Consider the following 14,421-nt stretch of genomic DNA (forward strand, 5'->3'; position numbering starts at 1 on the left):
CCCACCTTCACGCCGCCAGCGCCAGCTTGCGCGCCTGCTGCGTTCGCCCGCCATAGCCCCAGTCGCTGGCGGGCAGCTCCCGCACCACCACGTAGCTGGCGGGGGCCAGCGCGCCGTCACCGGCCAGCTGGCGCTGCAGTTCAGCAAACGCGGCCTGGATGAAGGCGGCCTTCTCCTCCTGCGTGTTCGTGCCTTGCGTGATGCTGATCTCCAGCAGTGCCGTGGGCTGCTCAATGGGCACACCGCCGATGTGCCAACGCGCGGCGGGCAGGTCGTCAATGACCACCGCCGTCACCTCGCGGCGCTTGCCCAGCAGGTGCACGGTCAGGTTCGTCAGCGCGCTGGCCAGTTGCCGGTAGCGCTCGGGGTTTTGCAGTGGGGCGAGTTTCAGAACGAGGGTTGGCATGGTGTTGGTGCCTCCGGGGTGAATTGGGTCGTGGGCGCGGACGGGGTCCGCAGTGAGTGGAAAACCCGGCGGGTCATGCGCACAATCCCACGCGCCATCCAGGCGTGGGCTTCGCGAATCGCCTCCTGGCGCAACTGCATGGCATGGCGCTTCGCCTCATCGCGCAGGCGCTGGTAGTCATCGGGGTACTGGTGGGGGTACATGTGCGTTCCTTTCAGGGTGAAGCCACTGTAGGCAGCGCCAGGCGCGGCGGAAACCGCCCACGGTGCAAGACCGTTTTGCACGGATCGCAAGGGGGCTCCTGCACGAATCGAGAGCGACGATTCGTGCAGAGGCTCCCAGGCCCCGCCGTTACCATTGCCCGATGCGCGAGATACGCTTTGATGACATGCACCTGTTCGTGCGCGTGGCCGACCTGGGCTCGCTCTCGGCGGTGGCGCGCGAGCGCGATGCGCCGGTGAGCCAGGTCTCGCGCACGCTGGCCCGCATCGAGAAGGCCTGCGGCGCACGGCTGCTGCACCGCACGACCCACGGCCTCACGCCCACACCCGAGGGGCTGACCTTCCTGGACTACTGCCGCCGCATCACCGGCACGCTCGACGAGCTGGAAGGTGAGTTCGCCCACCAGAGCGGCCAGCCCAGCGGCTGGGTGCGCGTGGCCTCCAGCTCGGTGGTGGCCGAATACCTGCTGATCCCCAGCTTCGACAGCCTGCAGCACAAGCACCCGCAACTGCGTGTGGAGCTGTTGGTGGACGACCGCATGGCCGACATGGCGCGCGACGGCATCGACATCGCCATCCGCACCGGCCCGCCGCTGACCGACACCGTAGTCGCGCGCCCGCTGGGCACGCTGGCACGCGCGCTGTACGCCACGCACGGCTATCTGCAGACACACGGTGTGCCAGAGCGCCCCGACGATCTGCGCCAGCACCGGCTCATCACCAACAGCGCGGTGGCGTTTCTGAACCACTGGCCTTTCCAGATCAATGGCGCACCGCATGTGCTGGTGGCCGAGGGCCACTGGCGCTCAGGCAGCACGGCCATCACCGCGCGTTTGGCGCTGCAGGGCCTGGGCATTGCGCGCCTGGCCACGGTGGTGGCGGAGCCCCTGGTGCGCCAGGGCCTGCTGGCACCGGTGCTGGCCGACTGCGTGGACCTGCAGCCCAGCCTCATCCACGCCATCACGCTCACCCGCAGGCACCGTCTGCCCAAGATCCAGGCCTGCATCGACCATTGGGCGCAGTGGTTTTCCGCCGCAGAGCCGAGCGCCTGAGCGGGTTCGCGCCGTTTTCTTCCTCCGATTCTTTAGGACCGCACCGTGGGTGAATTCGACCTGATTGCACGTTACTTCACGCGCCCCGCGCGCCCGGGCGGTGCCGTGGCCCTGGGCGTGGGCGACGACTGCGCGCTGCTCGCGCCCACACCCGGTATGCATCTGGCCATCTCCAGTGACATGCTGGTAGAGGGCCGCCACTTCTTTGCGGACGTGGACCCGGAAGCCCTGGGCCACAAGGCGCTGGCCGTGAACCTGTCGGACCTGGCGGCGTGCGGCGCGCGCCCGCTGGCGTTTACCCTGGCCTTGTCACTACCCCGGGTGGATGAGGGCTGGCTGGAAGGCTTCTCGCGCGGGATGTGGACGCTGGCCGATGCCCACGGCTGCGAGCTGGTGGGGGGCGACACCACGCAGGGCCCGCTCAATATTTGCATCACCGTGTTTGGCGAGGTGCCCCCCGGCCAGGCCCTGCTGCGCAGCGGTGCGCGGCCCGGCGACGACATCTACGTGAGCGGCAACTTGGGCGACGCCCGCCTGGCGCTGGAGGCACTGCTGGGCCACACCCCCCTGCCCGCCGACGTGCTGGCCCGCGCGCGCCAGCGGTTGGAGCGCCCCACCCCGCGTGTGGCCCTGGGCCTGACCCTGCGCGGCGTGGCCAGCAGCGTCATGGATGTGAGCGACGGGCTGCTGGGCGACCTGTCGCACATCCTCAAGGCCTCAGGCGTAGGGGCCCGGATCGACACGCACATCACTTCAAAACTGATAGCTGCCAGCGCTTATCCATCAAGCGCTAGCGGCCTATTTGATGCTGAATTTATCCACCAATGCACGTTGGCAGGCGGCGACGACTACGAGTTGGCCTTCACCGCCCCGCCCACGCAGCGTGACGCGGTGGCCGCCGCGTCGCAGGCAAGCAGCACGCCCGTCACCCGCATCGGCACGGTGCTGGTCACACCTGGACTGCAGCTGGTGGATGCACAGGGCCACCCGGTAGACAAGCGCTACGCCTCGTTTGACCATTTCCGGTAACGGGCAGCCGTGACTGGCCGCGACTTTTTTCGCAAACCATGAATCCTTTTGCGAAACCCGCGGCTCTTGGTGGTGGAGGCGCCCTGTGTTGGCACCTCCTTCAACCGCCCAAGGAGCCCATTCCCATGCTGTACCGCAAAAACATCACCCGCCCCGAAAGCCTGCTGCGCGTTGTGGGGGGCGTCGCCCTCATCGCTGCGGGCCTCTGGTGGCTGGCCGCATCGCCCCTGGGCCTGGCTCTGGCCGCCTGGGGCGTGGGAAGCATCCTGAGCGGCGCATTTGGCTACTGCCCAGCCTGCGCCATGGTGGGCCGCAAGCCTGTTGAATGACATGAAACAACTCCCCCTGAGTCGCTTCGCGCCCTCACCCCCTGCTCTTCTCACGCTGCGCCTGAGCGGTGGACGCAGCCAGCGCGGCGGGGCGGCCCTTGCGCGGCTGCCCACGCAGGGGTCGCGCCGGTTTCACAGGCTGCGGGTGGCGCAATGCGCTGTGGAGAACTAAAACCATGAGCAACCCCACGACCTCACCCACACTCGCCCAGCTGCTTCCCGCCGCGCGCAGCGGCGACGCCGTGGCGATGGAGCAGCTGCTGCGCCTCACCCGCCCCGACATCCGCCGCTATGCGCTGCGCCATTGCGCAGCCACCACGGCCACCGACGACGTGGTGCAGGAGGCGCTCATCATCGTGTACCGCCGAGTGGGCGCGCTGCGCGAGGTGGCGGCGTTTGGCGGCTGGGTGGTGCGCATCGTGCAGCGGCTGTGCATGCGGCCGGTGCTGGCGTGGCTCAAGGCCGAGCCACTGGCGCAGGTGGAGGACAACCTCGCCTGGTCGCACCGCCCCGACCACGAGCTGCGCCACGACCTGGCCCTGGCCATCGACTCACTGCCGCCCCTGTACCGCGAGGCCCTCCTGCTGCGCGACTTCGAGGAGCTGACCATCGAGGAGATGGCGCAGCGGATTGGGGTGACGCGCGAGGCCGCCAAAAGCCGACTGCACCGGGCAAGGGCCCTGGTGCGCGAGTACCTGGTGCCATCGGCGCCTGCGGCTCGCTGAGCCCCGCTGTGCACGCAATCTAACGGGCTGCGCAATAGTTCACGCAGCACGCTGCAGGCTTGTGCGTGGCCCGTGCAACAAGGTGCAACATCGCGCTCCATGGCTTATACCTACCTGTTCTTTCAGCCTGCACGGTTGCCGCTGTCCACCGACGAGCTCTCACCCGACACGGTGCTGATGCTGCGCGACATCCATCACATCAAAACATCGCTCGCGCAGATGGTGCCGGGCCTGGAGTGGGCCCTGCCCACCTGGGGCCACGCCACGGTGCTGGGCCACGGGGTGGAATTCCATCTCCCCGACAACGTGTCCGATGGCCCGCTCGCCATGCATTGTTCGCTGCGCACCGACTACACCGCCTGGGTGCAGGCGCTGTGCGACGCGCTGGGCTGGCTGGCCTTCGACGAGCGGCCCATGTGCCTGCAGCCCCACGGCCCTTCGTTTCCTGCCTGAGAACCCTGGGTCCGCGCGGCGCCTACTTGGCGATGATGGTCAGCAGCTCTTCGCGCGTTGTCGGGTCGGCCATGTATTTGGCGTAGAGCGGGGCCATGCGCCGCACGAAGGGCGAGACGTCCTTCACGCGCACGAACTGCGAGCCCTGCTTGGCGGTGGTCTCCAGCGCCTGGGCCACGCGCTTGTTCCATAGCTCGCGCATCAGCAGGGCGGACTTGGCGCCGGCCTCGGCGAAGGCCTTGCGATCCTCGGCCGAAAGCTTGGCCCACAGCGCGGTGGACACCACCAGCGCCTCGGGCGAGATCACATGGTTGGTCACGTACACGTTCTTGGCCAGCTTGTAGTGGCCGGTGGATTCGTACGACGGCATGTTGTTCTCGGCGCAGTCGATGGCGCCTTTCTCAAAACCGCCCAGCACCTCCTTGAAGGGCATCGCCACCGGCTTGGCATCGAGCAGGTTGACCATTTCGGTGTAGATCTCAGACTGCTGCACGCGGATGGAAGCCCCCGCCAGGTCGCGGATGGTGGCGGGCGCGCGGTGGGCACAGTAGAACGAGCGCCCGCCACCGTCGTACCAGCCCAGCACCACAAAGCCGGCCGATTGCAAGTTGGCGGCAAAGCGCTGCCCCAGGGCGCCGTCCAGGTGGCGGAACATGTGGGCCGAGTCGGTGAAAAGGAACGGCAGGTTCAGCACCTTGATGCCGGGCACCGCATCGGACAGCGGGCCCGAGCTGAACTCCGCGATGTCGATCTCGCCGCCCCTGAGCATCTGCACGGCCTTGGGCTGGTCGCCCAGGGTGGCGTTGGAGAACACCTCAATCTGGTAGCGCCCCTGTGTGGCTTGGCCCACCTGTTGCGCGAAGCTCTTCATGGCCTCGGTCACCGGGTAGCCGTCGGGGTGGATGTTCCATGCGCGCAGCTTGGTCTGCCCCGACGCTGCGCCGGCGCACAGCAGCGCTGCGGCCACCAGAACCCCGGCTTTCAATCTCTTGTGCATATCTGTCCCTCACTCCTGTTGTTGTGCTGGCATTGTTAACGTCATCATCCGACGTCATACAAATACTCACAAATTTTTGGACCCTTGATCGCGTCGCTTCCGCACGTTCTGCGGCGCAAAGCACGCCATGAAAATGGCCGCCCATAAAACCGCAAACCTGAGATTTCATGGGGATTTACTGACTTTTTACCTCACGCCTTGCCGCACTCTCGCGCCCGATTCTGCAGCGTCGGGTACCCAGGGCCGATTGGGGTTAACGCCAGTCCCTGCAGGAAATCACGCCGCCAAAATCCGCGCCAAGTTGTACGACGTCATTTGTCATGATGCCGTACGGCTTGGAGACGGTCCGCCTGCGGGGCAGCCGGCGCGCCCGCTTCGACCCCATCCCACACCCTGCCATCCAACGAGGAGACATCCCATGCTGACGATGAAGCGCAGAGACTTCACCCTGAGTGCCCTGGCCCCCCTGCTGCTGAGCGCCTGCGGCGGCGGCAGCGACAACACAGCTTTCCCCCCCGGCCCCAAGGCCGACGCGGCGGACGCGCTCAAGCGCGCCACCCACTACATGGACGACACCGTGTCCTATCAGGGCGGCTACGTGTGGTCGTACTCGCCGGACCTGAAGCAGACCTTTGGCGAGATGGAGGCCTACCGCACCATGTGCTGGATCCAGCCGCCGGGCACGCCGTCGGTGGGCCATGTGTACCTGGACGCCTACCACGCCACCGGCGACGAGCGCCACTGGCGCGCGGCCGAGCGCACGGCCACGGCCATCATGGCCGCGCAGCACCCTTCGGGCGGCTGGAACTACATCCACGACTTCGCGGGAGAGGCGTCGCTGAAGCAGTGGTACGAAACCATCGGCAAGAACGGCTGGCGTCTGGAGGAGTTCCAGCACTACTACGGCAACGCCACGTTTGACGACGCAGGCACGGCCGTGGCGTCGCAGTTCCTCCTGCGCATGTACCTGGAGCGGCGCGAGGCCCGCTACCTGCCTGCCGTGCACAAGGCCATCGACTTCGTGGTCAACGCGCAGTTCGGCCCTGAATACGGCGTGGCCAGCGGCGGCTGGCCGCAGCGTTTTCCGCACTTCCCCGGGGCGGTCAGTAGCATGCCGCTGCCCAACCCCTCGCAGGTGCCCGCTGGCGCCAAGGCGGGCATGGAAGACGGCGACTACACGTTGCATGTGACCTTCAACGACGACGTGATGGGCGAGAACATCAAGTTCCTCACGCTGTGCGTGATGGCGCTGGGCGAAACACGCCTGCTGCCCAACATCAGCCGCGCCATGGAATGCATGCGCCTCATGCAGCAACCCGGCCCGCAAGCGGGCTGGGGCCTGCAGCACCTCTCGCGCGAGAAAGACGGCCGCCCCGCCGGTTCGCCCGCAGGCGCCCGCAGCTACGAGCCCCGCTCGCTGGCCACGCACACCACACAGACCAACATCCGCCAGCTGTTTAACTACTTCCAACTCACCGGCGACCGCAAGTACCTGGCGCGCATCCCCGAGGCCATCGCCTGGCTCAAGAGCTGCCCGCTGCCCGCCGACGCTGCCACCGTCAACCCACTGCTGGGCGGCGGCCGCACCCACCCCACCTTTGTCGAGCTGGGCACCAACGACGGCCTGTACGTGCACCGCTATGGCTCCAACATCCACAACGGCGCCTACTACGTGGACAAGAACTACACCAACACCGTGAGCCACTACTCGGCAGGGCGCCCCATCGACATCGCCGGGCTGGAGGCCACGTATGCCAAGCTCAATGGCATGACGGATGCTGCGGTGGCCGATTTGGCCGCGCGCTCGCCGCTCAAGGTGGCTGCGGGCGGGCGCTACCCAAATACTTTTCGATCCGCGAGGTGGACTTTCCGGACCTGTTCACCGGCGCCGTGATGGCCACGCCCACCGTGCCCGAGAACGAAGTCGCCACGCTGCTCAACGAACTGGGCACGCGCAACTACTGGACATCGCCCGTGCCCGAGATCGTGAACCCCTACCAGGGCGATGGTCCCACGGCGCCCTACACCGGCACCGCCTACCGCAGCAAGCACGTGGGCGATGTGTACGACACCTCACCCTACCCCGCCGACAACCCGCCCGAAGTACCGCCGTATGTGAAGAAGGACAAGCCCCAGTTCATCGTCACGGCCGAGTGGATTCGGCGCATGGGGCGGCTGATCGCGTTCGTGGCGCCTGTGGCCTAACCCAAGGCGTGAACCAAGGCCCGGCGCAAGGCGTGGCGCAATACGCTATGTTTTCAATAGCTACTTACGCTTTCCAGTAAAGCGCTGAATGGGAAAAGGGCTGGCGGTTTCAACAACGAAGTGCGCCAGTACCCAGTGTAAGTGGGCTCACTTTGTAGCCATGGAACACCTCATGCGGAGTCTTCCAGCCCAAGCATCTGCGGGGTCGGTGGTTGAGCCGGTACACGGCTTGGAGCACCTGCTCTTCGCTGGCCGTGCCCAGATCGCTGCCCTTGGGGAAGTAGTGGCGTAGCAGCCCATTGTGGTTCTCGTTGAGCCCCCGCTGCCAGGGGCTGTGCGGATCGGCGAAGTACACCTTCGTCTTCAGGCGTCTATGCACCCACCTGTGCTCGGCGAATTCCTTGCCGTTGTCCAGCGTGAGGGTGTGGCGGTGCTTGGGATGGTGCCTGAGCATTTCGATGATGGCCTGGCCCACCGGCTCGGCCTGGCGCCGCTGCACATGCTGCGCCAGTGTGTAGCGCGAGCGTCGCTCGGTCAGGGTCACCAGCCCTGCCAGTCCACCCGCACCTGAGACGATGGTGTCCCCCTCCCAGTCACCCAGGCGCGCTCGCTTGTCCACAATGGCGGGGCGCTGTGCGATACCCACGCGATCGCGCAGTTGCCCCGCACCCGAATGTGCCTTGCGTCGGCGCTGGCCGCAACGCAGGCGCGGTGCAGCTTGTCCCATGCGGCGCAGCCGGTTGTAGATGCAGGTGTGGCTGATGCGCAGGCGCTTTTCCAGCCCCAGGCGGGCGGCGGCCTGCTGAGGTGACAGATCCAGCTGCAGATACGACAGCACCAACTCCCACTGGGCATCGTCAAAGCGCTGAGCGTTGGTCTGACCACTTTGGCGCGCAAGAGCCTGTTGATGGGCGCTGTGGGCTTGGTACGCCGTGCTGGCGCCGCTGTTGCGCCTGATCTCGCGGGCAATGGTGCTGCGGTGGCGCCCCAGGCGCAGGGCTGTCTGTGTGATCGACAGCCCCACGTCGCGAAGGCATTGGATTTGGTAACGTTCGCTTTGGCTCAGATGGGTGTAGTTCATGGTGCACTTGGGTTGACTGGCAGGTCACACAAGTCATCTTCACTTACTTGTCTGGGCCTACCTTTTGGCAACGTGCACTTCGTTGTTTAAACCGCCGCTCCAAATCCCTGCACCAGACCGGGCCGCCGTAGGCCACCACCCCACGGGGCGTCCGTCTTAGCGCATCTGGAACAGCTCTTGGTGAAAGCGCGCAGGCGAGCGCCCCAGCTGCTGCATGCCCTGGCGCACCACCTCGGCAAAACCCTGCGGCCCACAGAACCACACACTCGCCGCCGGGCTGGTGCCCGCCAGCAGCGCTGTGGGTGTCACGGGCCCAGCGTCGTCGCTGTAGTGAATCTCCAGCGTCACGCTGGGCAGGCGCGCGCACAGCGCGGCCATGCGCTCGGCAAAGACGGCCTCACCCGCATGGCGCACGCAGTAGTGCAGGTGCACCCGGGGCGCCAGCGCGGGGGTGGACTGCATCGACTCCAGCCAGGCCATGAACGGCGTGGCGCCAATGCCTGCGGCCACCCACACCTGCTCGGTGGCGCTGTCGCTGCGAAAGTCAAAGCAGCCATACGGCCCCTCGATGCTCACCGCCTGGCCCGGCTGCACCTGCAGGGGCAATTGCCCCGTGTGATCGCCCAGCGCCTTGATGGCAAACCGCAGCACGCCGTCGCCCTGGTCGGCGTTGAGCAGGGTGAAGGGGTGCGCCCCCTCGGCACGGCCAAAGGTGACAAACGCAAACTGACCGGCCGCATGCTTCCAGCCACTGGCGGGGCTCACCTGGCAGGTCACTTCCAGCACCCCAGCCCTTTGGGGCGACACGCTCACCACACGGGCCGCATGGCGGCGGCTGCGCCCGATGGCCCCGGCCAGCGAGCGCACTGCGCACAGCACCCCCACCAGCGTGCACAGGCCCACCAGCACACCCGCAGGCTGCTGCCACCAGGCAGGCGGCGTGAGCACCACGGCATGGAAGGCCAGCACCAGGTACACCACGGCCAGCAGCTTGTGCAGGTAGCGCCACACGTGGTACGGAAACCGCTGCCACAGCGTGATGACCAACATGGCCGCGAGGAACCACACGGCCCATTCCCCCATCTCCTCGGCCAGGTGGCGGAAGGTGTTGAGCCACCAATCCGCGCGCGGCGTGCGCACCGGGCGGCCTACCCAGTCAGCCAGCAGGCTGCGCGACAGCTGCAGCCCGTAGTGCAGCAACGCCAGCACAATCGCGCCGATGCCCGCCCACTTGTGCAGGCGGTAGCTCTTGTCCAGGCCACCGAGCGGCCTTTCCAGCCACGCAGGCCGCACGGCCAGCACCATGATCAGCGACATCAGCGCCCAGGCCGACACCCCGGTGAGCAGGATCAACTGGTTGCGCCACCACCAGACGTTGCCCCACGCAGGCGGCGCGGGCTGGGGCACGATCAAAGCCAACATCCACACGCCGATGGCCACCGCCAGAGCGCCCCCCAAAACCTTCTTCCACATCACCAGCCCCACGATTTATTGCAATGCAGCAACTGTAGAAACCCGCGATGAACGCCACCTGAACGGTGTGTGAAGCAGCGGCAAAGCGCGGCAGCTTGTGGCCGGAGGTTGATCTGCATCAGCCCTTTGCGCAGGTGCTGCCCTCCTCGGAATCAAGCCTGCACAAAACGCGCAAACGGCCTGCGCGGCGTGGCAGGCACCTCGCCCTGCGGGTAGCCAATGCGGCAGAACATCTGCACGGTGGGCTCCTGGGGTGTACGCGGCGCTGGACGCCCCAGCACCAGCTGGTGCACGCGCTCGAAGTGCGGGGCCATCTCGGCAAATTCCTGCACCGCCTGGCTCATGGGGTGCAGGCCCACGCCCAGCGCCGTGGCCTGCAGCTGCTGGCGCACATACAGGCGCCCGGTATGGATCTGGTCGCTGCGGGTGTTGGGGCCGGTGATCCACACAAAACCCATCGCCGTGCGGCTGTGGCCTTCAAAGCGGCCCATGGCATTTTTGTAGGCCGCGCTGCCTTCGGCCGGGGGCTGGGTGCGGTCGAACATGCCCAAGGCCGACACCGCGCGCACAAAGGGCGAATTGATGGAGATGCCGTCGCGGTGCTGCAGGATTTCGGACGGCCCCACGCGGGTGAGCTGGATGCTTTCCATCATTGTGGCCGGTGTGAGCAGCTCCACCCGGGCGGACTCCCAGCACAGCGTGCGCAGCGCAGGCAACTGGTCGGCACTGACGGTGCCGCCGACGCTGAGCGGGGCTTGAACCGGCGCGCTGCGCAGCAACTGGGCCAGCAACTCGGGCGCCACGGGGCGGGTGGTGTCGAAATCCGTCTTGGGCGTGCGGCGCAGCAGCACCTGGGCAAACAGCGGGTCGGGCTGGCCACCGGGTTTCAAGGTGATGCGCGCCACGGGACGGTCGTCCCAGTCCTTCAGGGCCGCAGGCATCTCGCCCTGCGGCCACAGCAGCACCTCGCTGGCCACGCCTTGCTGGGCCAGCGCCATCACCAGCAGTTCCAGAAAGGCGCCGTGGCCGATGAGTATCTGGCGCCCCCACGGGTCGGTCTGTGGCAGCACCCGTGCAGGGTCGGTGCGCAGGGTGATGACACCGCTCTCGCGCAAGTCCACCAGCCAGGGCTGCAGGTTGTGCGAATTGGGCGCGGTGATGGCGTAGGCCACCGCCCGGCGGCGCACATCGGTCTCGCCCACGGGGCCCTGCCAGGCCTCGACCGCCTCGGCGGGATAGTGCGAGCTCACAGCACCACAGGCGACCAGTGTGCCGGTGGTGGCGGCGGCAATGGTGCCACCCCCTGCCAAACGAATGAAGTTGCGACGGTTCATGAGAAGACTCCGGTAGTTCAAAGGTTGTGCCGTCAGGCCAGCGCAGCGCGGGTCGAACGCAAGGCTACGAGCCCCAAATCTGCCAGCGCCTGGCGCACGGCCTGGTCGAAGAGGGTGTGGGGCTCCTCGCCGATGAGCGCGCGCAGGCGGGTGTTGTCCAGACGGTGGGGCGTGCGCCACAGATAGCGCATGTCCGCCAGCGCAGCGAACGTGGGGGCCACCAGCCCCATCACGCGCAGCAGCGGCCACGGCAACTGACCCACCCGCAGCGCGCCCGTACCGGGCAACCACCCCGCTCCGCCGCAATGGCCGTGAAGCTGTGCAGCCACTGCTGCGCCGTGACGTGATGGCCAGCGAAATGCAGGCACTCAAACGCGGCCAGCCGGTCACGCTCCTGCGCCACGCGCACGAAGGCGCGGGCGAGATCGGGCAGATAGGCCCAGGGCGTGGCTACGTCCAGCGGGCCGGGCCAGGTGATGCGGCCCCGGGGCAGGTCCTTGGCAATGGCCTGGTCCAGCCAGCTGCCGGTGCCACTGCCAAAGAAGTCTCCGGCGCGCAGCACCACGGCGCGCATGTCGCCCCCTTGCGTGGCAGCCTGCAAGCGAAGCTCCAGTTGCACCCGCATGCGGCCCTTGAAGCCCGTGGCGGCCTGGGGGGTGTCTTCGTGCAGCACGGGCGGCATGGATTCGCCAAAGTTGTAGACGTTGCCGGGCAGCATCAGCGTGGCGCGCAGCTGGCGGGTGACGGCAATAGCAGCTTCCATCAAAGCGGGCGCCTCTTCGCGCCAGGCCTTGTGCGTGTAGGCGGGGTTGAGCGCATGCACCACCACCTGCGCGCCTTGCGCCTGGGCCGCCAGTGCGGCGGTGTCCTCCACCGCCACGGGCATCCACCACACACCGGCGATGGCGGGCAGCGCAGGCCCGCGCGCACCGGGCCGCACCTGGGCCAGCACTTGCCAGCCAGCCTGGGCAAAGGCCCGGGCCGCCGCCAGTCCCAGCCGGCCCCGGGCGCCCAGGATCAACACGGTGGAAGGATTGTCCGTGCAGGGCGGAAAACGGGGGTGGGTGGTCATGTCAGGGCTCCATTCACAAGGGATGTATCGATTGTGGAAACGCAGAGCCCGTTACACAATTGGCTAAGCGTCCATAACAGCAATGCAAATTTGAATACCTCCAACCACCCCGCTGCCACCCCGTTGCGGGCACGCTATCGCCATGAACCAAACCTTTGACTGGAGCCTGGTGCAGTCCTTTCTGGCCGCGCTGGACCAGGGCAGCCTGCTGGGCGCGGCGCGCGTTCTCAACGCCAGCCAGCCCACCATCGGCCGCCACATTGCCGAGCTCGAATCGCAGCTGGGCGTGGTGCTGTTTGAGCGCACCGGGCGCGGCCTGCTGCCCACGGCCACGGCGTTGCGGCTGGCCGAATCGGCCCGCGCCATGGAGATGGGTGCCCACCAGCTGGCACGCAGCGTGTCGGGCGCAGAGGAAGGCGTGAGCGGCACCGTGCGCATCACCGCCAGCCAGCCCGTGGCCTGCGTGCTGCTGCCGCCCGTGCTGGCGCGCATGCGCCAGGCGCTGCCCGAAGTGCAGGTCGAGCTGGTGGCCAGCAACCAGGTCACCAACCTGCTGCGCCGCGAGGCTGACATTGCGCTGCGCATGGTGCGCCCCGACCAGGCCAGCCTGGTGGCCAAACGCATCGGCGCGGTCACGCTGGGCGCCTATGCCCACCGCGACTACCTGCGCCGCAAAGGCATACCCCGGCAGCCGCCCGACCTGCTGCAGCACGAGCTGGTGGGCAACGACCGGCACGAGGACATCCTGCAAGGCTTTGCCGCCATGGGCTACCCGGTGGAGCGCCAGCACTTCGCGTTTCGCACCGACGACCTCATGGCGTATTGGGAAGCTGTGCGTGCAGGATTGGGCATCGGCTTTGTGGGCAACTACATGGCCCGTACCGACCCGAACGTGGTGGCGGTGCTGCCCCAGCTTGCGTTGCCCGAGCTGCCTATATGGCTCACGGTGCACCGCGAGATCCGCACCAGCCGCAGAATTCGGGCGGTGTATGACTTTTTGGCGGCGGAGGTGCCTGGGGTGTTGTAGCCCCGTGCCTGCGCTGCACACCTACGCCCTGTCGGGGCGCTACAGCATGCCAGGTTCACCCGATGGTTTTGCAAACGACGCAAAGCAGGTCTGCAAATAGTCCATGGTGGCCAGCACTTTGGGCGCGCGATGCCGGGTGCTCAAGATCACCGCAAAAATGGGATGGCTCCCGCGTTCCACGGCCTGTGGCAAGACCGGCAAGAGCTTGCCCTGGTCCACCAGCGTCTGGCCGATCACGTCGTTCATGCGTGCAATGCCCGCGCCACCCAGGGCGAGGGAGATCACCGCTGCGCTGCTGTTGACCTGCACTTTGCCCTTCACCATCAGCATGGTGGGCTCGCCATTCACCCGAAAATCCCATTGGTTGTGCGACGGGGTGGAGGCGTTGGATATGAGCCGATGCGCAGCCAAATCCTGCACGGATATCGGAGCTCCGTACGTTTGCACATACCCAGGTGATGCATAGAGTGCACGACCATGGCTGCCCAGCGACCGCGCCACGGATGCCTGTGCCGGGTCGACGCCAGCGCGAATCGCAATATCAATCGACTCATCGGCCATGTCCACCACACGGTCTTCCACCTGAAGTTCGACCGTCAGCCCCGGGTACTGGGCCCCCAGAAGGTGCAGCTTGGGAATCAAGACATATTCAGCGAGCAGCTGGCTGACACTGATGCGCACCGTGCCGCCAATGTGCAGCGAACGCCCACCAAATCCGTCTCGCAACTGGGCATATTCGCCCAAAATCCGCCGCGCGTGCTCCAGGAACATTTCGCCCTCTTCCGTGAGCGACAGGCTGTGGGTGGTGCGGTGGGCCAGACGCAAGCCGCAGGCCGCCTCGATGCGGGCCATGCCGCGCGAGACGTGGCTTGCCGCCACGTTGCGCTCGCGTGCCACGGTTGAAAACGAGTGTGCCGAGGCAATTTGCACAAACAAGGCGAAGTCATCCAGCGTGAGGTTGTCCATGGTTGTGCATTTTCTGCACAAGCGCTGTGTCCGGCCAGCTGTTTCCGAAGT

At 66.8% G+C, this 14,421-nt stretch carries 17 protein-coding genes; 8 read left to right on the plus strand and 9 right to left on the minus strand.

The window, feature by feature from the left end:
* Positions 1-7: 7 nt before the first annotated feature.
* Positions 8-406 (minus strand): tautomerase family protein, encoded by a 399-nt coding sequence (locus EXV95_RS14205; protein WP_176887339.1) that lies wholly within the window; start codon positions 404-406, stop codon positions 8-10.
* Positions 388-609: a hypothetical protein gene (locus EXV95_RS14210; RefSeq protein WP_176887340.1), complete on the minus strand. Its 222-nt coding sequence runs from the start codon at positions 607-609 to the stop codon at positions 388-390. The genes EXV95_RS14205 and EXV95_RS14210 overlap by 19 nt, the downstream gene beginning before the upstream one ends.
* Before the next feature lie 161 nt (positions 610-770).
* On the opposite strand from EXV95_RS14210, the gene EXV95_RS14215 reads away from it, so the two are divergent.
* The 5 genes from EXV95_RS14215 (at position 771) to EXV95_RS14235 (ending at position 4,215) form a co-directional block, all read left to right on the plus strand.
* The gene (locus EXV95_RS14215; protein ID WP_176887341.1) at positions 771-1,679 is read left to right on the plus strand and encodes a LysR family transcriptional regulator; all 909 of its coding nucleotides are present in this window, start codon (positions 771-773) and stop codon (positions 1,677-1,679) included.
* Between the two features lie 45 nt (positions 1,680-1,724).
* Positions 1,725-2,708 carry a thiamine-phosphate kinase gene (gene thiL, locus EXV95_RS14220; protein ID WP_176887342.1) on the plus strand — a complete coding sequence of 328 codons (984 nt, stop codon included), beginning with the start codon at positions 1,725-1,727 and terminating at the stop codon, positions 2,706-2,708.
* Between the two features lie 125 nt (positions 2,709-2,833).
* Entirely contained in the window at positions 2,834-3,037 is a 204-nt protein-coding gene (locus EXV95_RS14225; protein ID WP_176887343.1) for a DUF2892 domain-containing protein, read from the plus strand.
* Positions 3,038-3,213: 176 nt separating this feature from the next.
* Positions 3,214-3,762: an RNA polymerase sigma factor gene (locus EXV95_RS14230; protein WP_176887344.1), complete on the plus strand. Its 549-nt coding sequence runs from the start codon at positions 3,214-3,216 to the stop codon at positions 3,760-3,762.
* A gap of 99 nt (positions 3,763-3,861) precedes the next feature.
* Positions 3,862-4,215, plus strand: a complete 354-nt coding sequence (locus tag EXV95_RS14235) for a hypothetical protein (RefSeq protein WP_055395567.1) — start codon at positions 3,862-3,864, stop codon at positions 4,213-4,215.
* Positions 4,216-4,237: 22 nt separating this feature from the next.
* Here EXV95_RS14235 and EXV95_RS14240 read toward each other — a convergent pair whose 3' ends face one another.
* On the minus strand, positions 4,238-5,212 hold the full coding sequence (locus EXV95_RS14240; RefSeq protein ID WP_176887345.1) for a TRAP transporter substrate-binding protein: 975 nt from the start codon (positions 5,210-5,212) through the stop codon (positions 4,238-4,240).
* A 418-nt stretch (positions 5,213-5,630) separates the two neighbouring features.
* Between EXV95_RS14240 and EXV95_RS14245 the strand changes: the two genes are divergently transcribed.
* Positions 5,631-7,106 carry a pectate lyase gene (locus tag EXV95_RS14245; protein ID WP_255484742.1) on the plus strand — a complete coding sequence of 492 codons (1,476 nt, stop codon included), beginning with the start codon at positions 5,631-5,633 and terminating at the stop codon, positions 7,104-7,106.
* A complete protein-coding gene (locus EXV95_RS24950; RefSeq protein ID WP_255484743.1) occupies positions 7,073-7,417 on the plus strand; it encodes a hypothetical protein in 345 nt (114 codons plus the stop codon). Before EXV95_RS14245 ends, EXV95_RS24950 begins: the two co-directional genes overlap by 34 nt.
* Positions 7,418-7,526: 109 nt before the next feature.
* Here the strand turns inward: EXV95_RS24950 and EXV95_RS14250 are convergent, their stop codons facing one another.
* The 5 genes from EXV95_RS14250 to EXV95_RS14265 all read right to left on the minus strand — a co-directional run bounded on the left by EXV95_RS14250 (position 7,527) and on the right by EXV95_RS14265 (position 12,377).
* On the minus strand, positions 7,527-8,498 hold the full coding sequence (locus EXV95_RS14250) for an IS30 family transposase (protein WP_176885716.1): 972 nt from the start codon (positions 8,496-8,498) through the stop codon (positions 7,527-7,529).
* Between the two features lie 156 nt (positions 8,499-8,654).
* A complete protein-coding gene (locus EXV95_RS14255) occupies positions 8,655-9,971 on the minus strand; it encodes a ferric reductase-like transmembrane domain-containing protein (protein ID WP_255484744.1) in 1,317 nt (438 codons plus the stop codon).
* A 152-nt stretch (positions 9,972-10,123) separates the two neighbouring features.
* Entirely contained in the window at positions 10,124-11,305 is a 1,182-nt protein-coding gene (locus EXV95_RS14260) for a twin-arginine translocation pathway signal protein (RefSeq protein WP_176887347.1), read from the minus strand.
* 32 nt (positions 11,306-11,337) lie between these two features.
* Complete coding sequence (locus EXV95_RS24955) at positions 11,338-11,559, minus strand: hypothetical protein (RefSeq protein ID WP_255484745.1); 222 nt, start codon at positions 11,557-11,559, stop codon at positions 11,338-11,340.
* Positions 11,535-12,377, minus strand: a complete 843-nt coding sequence (locus EXV95_RS14265) for an NAD-dependent epimerase/dehydratase family protein (RefSeq protein ID WP_255484746.1) — start codon at positions 12,375-12,377, stop codon at positions 11,535-11,537. Before EXV95_RS14265 ends, EXV95_RS24955 begins: the two co-directional genes overlap by 25 nt.
* Before the next feature lie 142 nt (positions 12,378-12,519).
* On the opposite strand from EXV95_RS14265, the gene EXV95_RS14270 reads away from it, so the two are divergent.
* Positions 12,520-13,404, plus strand: a complete 885-nt coding sequence (locus EXV95_RS14270) for a LysR family transcriptional regulator (RefSeq protein ID WP_176887348.1) — start codon at positions 12,520-12,522, stop codon at positions 13,402-13,404.
* Between the two features lie 39 nt (positions 13,405-13,443).
* On the opposite strand, the gene EXV95_RS14275 is transcribed toward EXV95_RS14270, so the two are convergent.
* Positions 13,444-14,370, minus strand: a complete 927-nt coding sequence (locus tag EXV95_RS14275; protein ID WP_176887349.1) for a LysR family transcriptional regulator — start codon at positions 14,368-14,370, stop codon at positions 13,444-13,446.
* Positions 14,371-14,421 lie beyond the last annotated feature (51 nt).

The sequence above is a fragment of the Acidovorax sp. JMULE5 genome (assembly GCF_013376875.1).
GTDB lineage: Bacteria > Pseudomonadota > Gammaproteobacteria > Burkholderiales > Burkholderiaceae_C > Acidovorax > Acidovorax facilis.

Excerpts from the sequence above, each read along its gene's own strand:
- EXV95_RS14265 (WP_255484746.1), bottom strand. The coding sequence starts at position 12,377 with ATGACCACCCACCCCCGTTTTCCGCCCTGCACGGACAATCCTTCCACC.
- EXV95_RS14230 (WP_176887344.1), top strand. The coding sequence starts at position 3,214 with ATGAGCAACCCCACGACCTCACCCACACTCGCCCAGCTGCTTCCCGCC.
- EXV95_RS14255 (WP_255484744.1), bottom strand. The coding sequence starts at position 9,971 with ATGTGGAAGAAGGTTTTGGGGGGCGCTCTGGCGGTGGCCATCGGCGTG.
- EXV95_RS14260 (WP_176887347.1), bottom strand. The coding sequence starts at position 11,305 with ATGAACCGTCGCAACTTCATTCGTTTGGCAGGGGGTGGCACCATTGCC.
- EXV95_RS14205 (WP_176887339.1), bottom strand. The coding sequence starts at position 406 with ATGCCAACCCTCGTTCTGAAACTCGCCCCACTGCAAAACCCCGAGCGC.
- EXV95_RS14275 (WP_176887349.1), bottom strand. The coding sequence starts at position 14,370 with ATGGACAACCTCACGCTGGATGACTTCGCCTTGTTTGTGCAAATTGCC.
- EXV95_RS14240 (WP_176887345.1), bottom strand. The coding sequence starts at position 5,212 with ATGCACAAGAGATTGAAAGCCGGGGTTCTGGTGGCCGCAGCGCTGCTG.
- EXV95_RS14210 (WP_176887340.1), bottom strand. The coding sequence starts at position 609 with ATGTACCCCCACCAGTACCCCGATGACTACCAGCGCCTGCGCGATGAG.
- EXV95_RS14235 (WP_055395567.1), top strand. The coding sequence starts at position 3,862 with ATGGCTTATACCTACCTGTTCTTTCAGCCTGCACGGTTGCCGCTGTCC.
- EXV95_RS14250 (WP_176885716.1), bottom strand. The coding sequence starts at position 8,498 with ATGAACTACACCCATCTGAGCCAAAGCGAACGTTACCAAATCCAATGC.
- EXV95_RS14245 (WP_255484742.1), top strand. The coding sequence starts at position 5,631 with ATGCTGACGATGAAGCGCAGAGACTTCACCCTGAGTGCCCTGGCCCCC.
- EXV95_RS14215 (WP_176887341.1), top strand. The coding sequence starts at position 771 with ATGCGCGAGATACGCTTTGATGACATGCACCTGTTCGTGCGCGTGGCC.
- EXV95_RS14270 (WP_176887348.1), top strand. The coding sequence starts at position 12,520 with ATGAACCAAACCTTTGACTGGAGCCTGGTGCAGTCCTTTCTGGCCGCG.
- EXV95_RS14225 (WP_176887343.1), top strand. The coding sequence starts at position 2,834 with ATGCTGTACCGCAAAAACATCACCCGCCCCGAAAGCCTGCTGCGCGTT.